Consider the following 6,779-nt stretch of genomic DNA (forward strand, 5'->3'; position numbering starts at 1 on the left):
TGGCGGGCGGGCGTGCCGCGCATCGTGCACACCTACCATGGCTTCCCGTTCCACGAGTTCCAGTCACGCCCGCGCCGCGGCGCGTACATCGCGATCGAGCGGCGGCTCGGCCGGATCACCGACGTGGCGCTCTGCGTGGGCACCGGCGTGGCGGTCGAGGCGGTCAGGCGCGGGCTCGTCCGCCCCGAGCGGATACGCACGATCGGCGTGGCCGTCACCCAGGGGCCGGCGCGCGACCCCGGTGCGCGCGCCCGCGCGCGCCGGGAGCTTGGCATCGCGCCGGACGCGACGGTCGTCGGCGCGGTGGGCCGGCTGACGTACCAGAAGGCGCCGGAGGACTTCATCACGGTCATCGCCGAACTCGCCCGCCGCCGCTCCCGCGACCAGGACCGCGACCAGCACCGCGACCAGGATCGGGACCGCGACGTCGTCGGCGTCTGGGTCGGCGGCGGCGAGCTGGCCGGGCGGATCCGGCAGCTGGCCGGCGGGCTGCCGGCGCACCGGCTGGTGCTGGCGGGTGAGCGGGCCGACGTGCCGCAGATACTGCCCGCCTTCGACGTCTTCGCGCTGCCCAGCAGGTATGAGGGGCTGCCGACCGCGGTGGTGGAGGCCATGGTCTGCGGCGTCCCCGTGGTGGCGACCGCGGTGAACGCGGTCTCGGACGTGGTGGTGCCAGGCGAGACCGGCCTGCTCGTGCCGCCGCGACGGCCCAAGCTGATGGCGGAGGCGGTCGGCTACCTGCTGGACTGCCCGGCCGCGGCGGACCGGATGGCCGCCGCCGCGCGGGAGCGGCTCGGCACCCGGTTCAGCGCGGGCCCGCTGCGCGACACCCTGGCCGCGGCCTACACCGGCCGGCAGTTACCGCCCGCCGGGTCCCCACAGTGCCCAACACAACCGCACGTGGCGTGATGCCGAAACACTTTTCATTCGCCCGTCATCTGACGGTTGCCTTATTTGGCTTACATCTGATTGCGGGACACACAGTCCCGGCTTGGGTCGGCGCGTGTTGCTCGTGGTGCCCGCCCCTTCTGCGTTAGGAGACCTAGCGTGACAATTGAGGTGAGTCGGCGTCAGCTACTGGCGTCGGCAGGCGGGATGGTGCTGGCGTCGTTCGCCTTGCCGTCCAACCTGCGGAAGATCATCGACGGCGCGCAGCCAGCGCGCCTTTCCCCGGCGCGGCCGAGCGTACCCATCTCCGAGATCAAGCACGTCGTCGTGCTGATGCAGGAGAACCGGTCTTTCGACCACTACTTCGGCGCGATGCCCGGAGTGCGTGGCTTCAGTGACCCGCAGGCGATCGCGGGCGTCTTCAAGCAGCCCGACCCGGACAATCCCGACGGGTACCTGTACCCGTTCCACGCCGACACGACAAGCACGAGTGCCCAGGCGCTGCCCTCGACCAGCCACAGCTGGCTGCCGCAGCACGACTCGTGGAACAACGGGGCCATGAACGGCTTCGTGACCGCGCGAATGAACACGGCGATCGACGACTACGACGGGATCGACGCGCAGTACTCGATGGCGTACTTCACGCGCGACGACATCCCCTTCCAGTGGGCCCTTGCCGACGCGTTCACGATCTGCGATCGCTACCACTGCTCGGTGCTCGGTCCGACCTGGCCCAACAGGCTCTACCTCATGACCGGCCAGATCGACCCGGCGGGGACCAACGGCGGTCCGATCTACGGCAACGAGGTACCCACCGAGGGTTACTCGTGGACGACCTATCCGGAACTGCTCACGGCGGCCGGCGTGTCGTGGAAGGTATACCAGGAGATCGATAACTACGGGTTCAACGTGCTGGAGTATTTCGACCAGTACCAGAACGCGTCCACCTCGTCGCCCCTGTACCAGAACGCCATGCGGTTCTACCAGGCCGGCCAGTTCGAATACGACGCGATCCATGACCGGCTGCCGACGGTCTCCTATATCCTCCCGACCTCCTACCAGTCAGAACACCCCGACTTCATGCCCGCGGCCGGCGCCGACTTCGTCAAGAGCAAGCTCGACGCGATCGCGGCCAATCCCGATGTCTGGGCCAAGACAATCTTCGTCCTCGTCTACGACGAGAACGACGGGTACTTCGACCACGTTGTCCCGCCCACCGCGCCGGCCGGCACGGCGGGGGAGTACATCACCGCGTCGGCGTACACGGAAGAACACGCGCCAGGGCCCATCGGGCTGGGCTTCCGCGTTCCCTGCATGCTCATCTCGCCGTGGACGGTTGGCGGCTTCGTCTGCCACGACACGTTCGACCACACCTCGATCACCCGGCTGCTCGAGCTGGTGACCGGCGTGGTCAACCCCAGCATCACCGCCTGGCGGCGGCAGACCGTCGGCGATTTCACCTCGGCGCTCGGGCAGGTCCCGCTGGGGCGGTTCCCGCGGCTGCCGGACACCAAGCAGCAACTCGAGCTGGCCGAACAGGAAGTAGTCCAGTTCCAGCTCCCGCCCTTCCCCGGAACGAACCAGACCCCGCCGTTCCAGCCGCCCGGGTACAAGCCGGTGATCGGCGGGCAGCCCTCCGCCACCACGACCCGCGGGAGCGTGACGGCATGAACGCACGCATCACACCGGCCCGCGCGGCGATCGCCGGCGGCACCGCGGTGCTGGCCGCCGCCGCGGTCACGCTCTCGCTGACGCTCGCCCACGGCGGCGGCAGCCCCGCCACGGCCGCCAGGCCGGCGAACGCGAACGTGCTCAGCTCCTCCTGCACCGGACCGGCCGGGGCCGCCTACATCGCGCTGCCTGGCTACCAGGCCTTCGACGCCGTCGACACCGCCAACTGCAAGCTCATCCAGCAGTACAACGTGGGCGACAGGCAAGTGCCTGGCAATCCGGACGACTACAACTACGACTCCTCGGAAGAGGGCGTGGCGATTTCCGGCGACACGCTGTACTTCGCCGACACCGGCAACGACACCGTCGCGGTGATCGACGCCGCCGACCTCGTGGTCGACAACTACGAAAACCCCGCGGAGACCCTCATCCACGTCGGCTTCGACCCCGACTACCTGGCCGTCACCCCTGACGGCAGCCAGGTGTGGGTGGCCGACACGGGCCCGCAGACCGGCCAGCCGACGCTGGGCGCGATCAGCGTGATCTCGACCGCGACCGACACGGTGACGTCGACGCTGAACCTGCCGGCCGAGCCCGCGGAGATCGCGTTCTCGCCATCCGGGGCCACCGCCTACGTCACCACGCCGCAAGGCCTTTTGGTCATCGACACCGCCACCCAGCGGGTCGTCACCGTGATCGGCGGGCTCGGCGATCCCGAGGGCGTCGCGGTCTCCCCTGACGGCGGCACGGTCTACGTGACCAACACGATCGGCGGCCTGGTGGACGTCATCAGCGCCGCGACCAACAAGGTCACGGACACGATCGGTGTCGGCCAGCTGCCGTGGCAGCTGGTGCTCTCGTCCAGCGGCGGCACGCTGTACGTCGCCGACGGCGACTCCAACGAGGTCTCGGTCATCAGCACGGCGTCCGACACGGTGACCGGCACGATTTCCGACGCCGGCGACCCCGTCAGCGTGGCCCTGACCCCCGACGGCAGCCAGCTGTGGGTGGGCGGGCTCACCTCGGGCATCGTCACGGTGTTCGACACCGCCACTGACAGCCTCGTCGGCAGCTTCAACGTCGGCTACGGCGGCGAGGCCAACGCGGGCGACGGTGAGGAGCCGGCCGGCATCGTCCTCACCTCGATCCCGACCCCCGGCGGAAGCTGACCGGCACCGGCACAGCCAGGAGGTCACTCCCGGCGCGCGGGGTCCCGCCTTCTGGCGGGGCCCCGCCGCTCACTGCCCGCCTGCAAGCATCCGTTCGTAATCGGCTGACATGACCGCGGCCACCGATTCACCATTTTGAATCCGAACGGACAGGGCCTGCTCCCGTGCCGCCACCTCCTCCGCGGCGCCGATGATCCGCTCCGCGTGCTGCGCGGGCAGGAAGACGACTCCGCTGCCGTCGGCGATCACCAGGTCGCCAGGCTCCACCGGCACGCCGGCGACCCGGACCGGGACGTTCCACGCCACCTCGGTGTGCCGCCCCCGCGCGGTCAGCGGCGTCGCGCCGAGCGCGTAGACGGGCAGCCCGAGCGCGAGCGCCTCGTCGACGTCGCGGCACGCGCCGTCGACGACCACGCCGCTGACGCCGCGCACGGTGGCGGCGAGCGAGAGCAGCCCGCCCCACCCCGCGGCGTCAAGCCGGCTGTGCGCCGCGACGACGATGACGTCACCTGGCTGCGCGGCCTCGACCGCCGCCGTGCCCGAGTGCCTGGACGCGGGCGGGCCGGCCGGGACCGCGCCGAACTGGACGGTCTGCACCCGCCCCGCGATCCGGCGGGGCACCGTGAGCTGGCGCAGCCCCTGCGCCACCCCGCAGGAAAGGCCCAGCTTGTCCATGGCGTCGGAGCACGCGCAGGTGTCAAGCGCGGCCAGCCGAGTAATAAGCCCGGGGGAGTCGCCCGGGACCGTTCCGGATGTCATGTCTGCATTATCCCGGCCAGGTCCGGCGGGCCAGCCGCACCACCATCTCAAGCTTCGCCCGCTGCACGGCGGGGGTCACCGGGTTGGCGATCGGCACGGACGCGAACCCGCACTGGGTGCTCAGCGCGAGCTCGGACAGCGGCTTGTAGCGCGTCGCCTCGGCGATCCGCGCCGCCACGTCGCCCTCGTTCTCCACCGCGTCCGACTTCGTGGTCAGCAGGCCGAGCACCACGACGGTGCCGTCGCGCACGTCGGCGAGCGGCGCGAACGTGCCGGCCCGGTCCGAGTCGTACTCGAGCAGCAGCCGGCTGAACTCAAGCTTGCCGAACAGCGCGCCGGAGATCGCGCCGTAGCCTCCCGCCGAGTGCCAGGCGCCGCCCGGCCCGTTGCCGCGGCAGACGTGCAGCGCGCTGGTGACCCCGGACAGGCCGCGCAGCAGCGAGCTGTCGAGGTCGGCGTCGAACGCGAGCTCGGCGTCGGGGTCGCGGCCGTCGGCGGCCATCGCCTCCCGGGTGTCCGGGTCGCAGAGCGAGCCGTAGTTCGGCGCGTCGAGCTGGATGTAGTCGCAGCCGAGCGAGACAAGCTTGTCCGCGACCTCCCGGAGATAGTCCCTGATCTCCGTCAGGTACTCCTCGCACGAGTCGTAGACGGCGCGCGAGTGCTGCTCCGACCAGTACCTGCGGTGGTAGCTCGGCGCGGGCATCGTGAACTTGGTCCTGGTCCGCGCGTAGCGGGCGAGGAAGGCGTAGTCGTCGGTCATGTCGCCGGTCCGCCGCGCGGTCTTAACCCGGCCGACCACCGCGGGGTACCCGGCGGGCCGGCCGCCGGGGGCGCTCGGCTCCGTGGCCGGGATCCCGCTGCGGCCCTGCGTGGCGCCGCGCCAGTTCAGCGCGCCCCGCCCGGCGGTGGCGACGAAGCAGTCGAGGAACCGCGGCGTCTGCGCCCACGAGGTGCGCCGCACCTCGCCGTCGGTGATGACGTCGAGCCCGATGTCCTCCTGCAGCCGGATCGCGTCGATCGCGGCGTCGTTCAGCACCGCGGCGTCGCCGGGACTGCCCCGGCGGGCGGCGCGGACCACCGCGTCGTCACGGAGCAGGCTGCCGACCGTTTCCGCCCGCGTCGCGTCGTCGGTCTTGTTCACGTGCGCCTCCGGCAGTGCTCAGCGGATCTTGGCCAGCGCCGGCACCACCCGGGCCGGGTTCTCGTTGAAGATCTTGATCTTGTCCTCCTCGGTGAGGAAGTCGAACGAGCCGATGACCGGCACCAGGTCGTCGCTGGTGCGGCCGGTCTCCGGGCGGACCGCGCGGCCTGACCCGGGCGCCTCGGTGCCGAACAGCATCCGCGGCACCCCGCGCTGCTTGATCGCCGCCTCGAGGAAGTTCAGGTCGTAGCCGCAGGTGTCGTAGAAGAGGTTGCCGCTCAGGTCCTTCTGCGCGATGTGGTGGTCGGTCGGGATGAACCGGTCCAGGGCGCCGCCGCAGTGGCAGATGATGACCTTCAGCTCGGGGAAGCGGTCGAAGACGTCGCCGTGCGAGAGGAACTGGCCGGCCAGGTACTGCTCGGTGAGGAAGCCGAGCTGGTAGTTGTGCGGCACCACGCGGAACCGCGGGTCGAGGGAGTTCGTGCCGTGCACGATCAGCGGGATCCCGAGCTCCTGGACGCGCGCGTACAGCGGGAACCAGTACGGCTCGTGCATGCCCGGGGTCGTGCGGCGGCCGCCGGGGTCGGGCGAGGCGTAGACGGCGGCGAACCCGTACTCGGTGACGCACCGGTTCAGCTCGGGCAGGCAGTGCGCCAGGTCGGGGGCGTCGGACAGCTGCGGCAGCATCGCGGCGCCGAGGAACCGGTCGGGGAACATCGCGCACTGCTGGCTGATCATGTCGTTGACGTACCTGGTCCAGGCGGGCAGCAGGTGCGGTTCCATCCAGCCAAGCACGAGGAACGGGCGCGGCCCGATGATCTGCACGTCGATGTTCCGCTCGTCCATGTACCTGGCGTGGCCGAGCGCGGCGGCGTGGAACTCCTCCGTGGTGACCCCCGCCGGGCCGGCCCGGTCCTGCCCGATGGGGGAGGGCATCGGGGTGTTCGAGCTCATCATGAGCGTCAGGAACGAGTTGGCGGCGAACGGTACCGAAACGTGGCCGTGAACGTCGAGCACGGGAACGTTGTGATACACGCGTGATCCTTTCGGTTGGCTGGCGGGGTCAGTCCCACCGCACGAAGGCCATCCCGGCGCCGGTTCCCGCCGGGGTCCGGTAGCCGGGCACGTAGTCGATGACGGTCGCCGACAGG

General features: G+C 70.8%; 6 protein-coding genes. 3 read left to right on the top strand and 3 right to left on the bottom strand.

The annotated features are described in order from the left end of the window. The 3 genes from Q1N79_RS27295 to Q1N79_RS27305 form a co-directional block, all read left to right on the top strand. Nucleotides 1–909: glycosyltransferase (locus Q1N79_RS27295; RefSeq protein ID WP_300613911.1), on the top strand; the 909-nt coding region annotated here is incomplete at its 5' end. A 138-nt stretch (nt 910–1,047) separates the two neighbouring features. After that, the gene (locus tag Q1N79_RS27300; protein ID WP_300613912.1) at nt 1,048–2,559 is read left to right on the top strand and encodes an alkaline phosphatase family protein; all 1,512 of its coding nucleotides are present in this window, start codon (nt 1,048–1,050) and stop codon (nt 2,557–2,559) included. Continuing rightward, nucleotides 2,556–3,728 (top strand): YncE family protein, encoded by a 1,173-nt coding sequence (locus Q1N79_RS27305; protein WP_300613913.1) that lies wholly within the window; start codon nt 2,556–2,558, stop codon nt 3,726–3,728. Before Q1N79_RS27300 ends, Q1N79_RS27305 begins: the two co-directional genes overlap by 4 nt. A 69-nt stretch (nt 3,729–3,797) precedes the next feature. Here Q1N79_RS27305 and Q1N79_RS27310 read toward each other — a convergent pair whose 3' ends face one another. The 3 genes from Q1N79_RS27310 to Q1N79_RS27320 are packed head-to-tail and all read right to left on the bottom strand — an operon-like array spanning nt 3,798 to nt 6,663. After that, on the bottom strand, nt 3,798–4,487 hold the full coding sequence (locus Q1N79_RS27310) for an RraA family protein (protein WP_300613914.1): 690 nt from the start codon (nt 4,485–4,487) through the stop codon (nt 3,798–3,800). Nucleotides 4,488–4,494: 7 nt separating this feature from the next. After that, the gene (locus Q1N79_RS27315; RefSeq protein WP_300613915.1) at nt 4,495–5,628 is read right to left on the bottom strand and encodes a cobalamin-independent methionine synthase II family protein; all 1,134 of its coding nucleotides are present in this window, start codon (nt 5,626–5,628) and stop codon (nt 4,495–4,497) included. An 18-nt stretch (nt 5,629–5,646) separates the two neighbouring features. Next, nucleotides 5,647–6,663, bottom strand: coding sequence for an amidohydrolase family protein (locus tag Q1N79_RS27320; protein WP_300613917.1), 1,017 nt, complete (start codon nt 6,661–6,663; stop codon nt 5,647–5,649). Nucleotides 6,664–6,779 lie beyond the last annotated feature (116 nt).

Origin of the sequence: Trebonia sp., assembly GCF_030042015.1 — a bacterium.
Lineage (GTDB): Bacteria > Actinomycetota > Actinomycetes > Streptosporangiales > Streptosporangiaceae > Trebonia.

Coding starts and splice junctions, on each gene's coding strand:
- Q1N79_RS27305 (WP_300613913.1), top strand. CDS start 2,556: ATGAACGCACGCATCACACCGGCCCGCGCGGCGATCGCCGGCGGCACC.
- Q1N79_RS27310 (WP_300613914.1), bottom strand. CDS start 4,487: ATGACATCCGGAACGGTCCCGGGCGACTCCCCCGGGCTTATTACTCGG.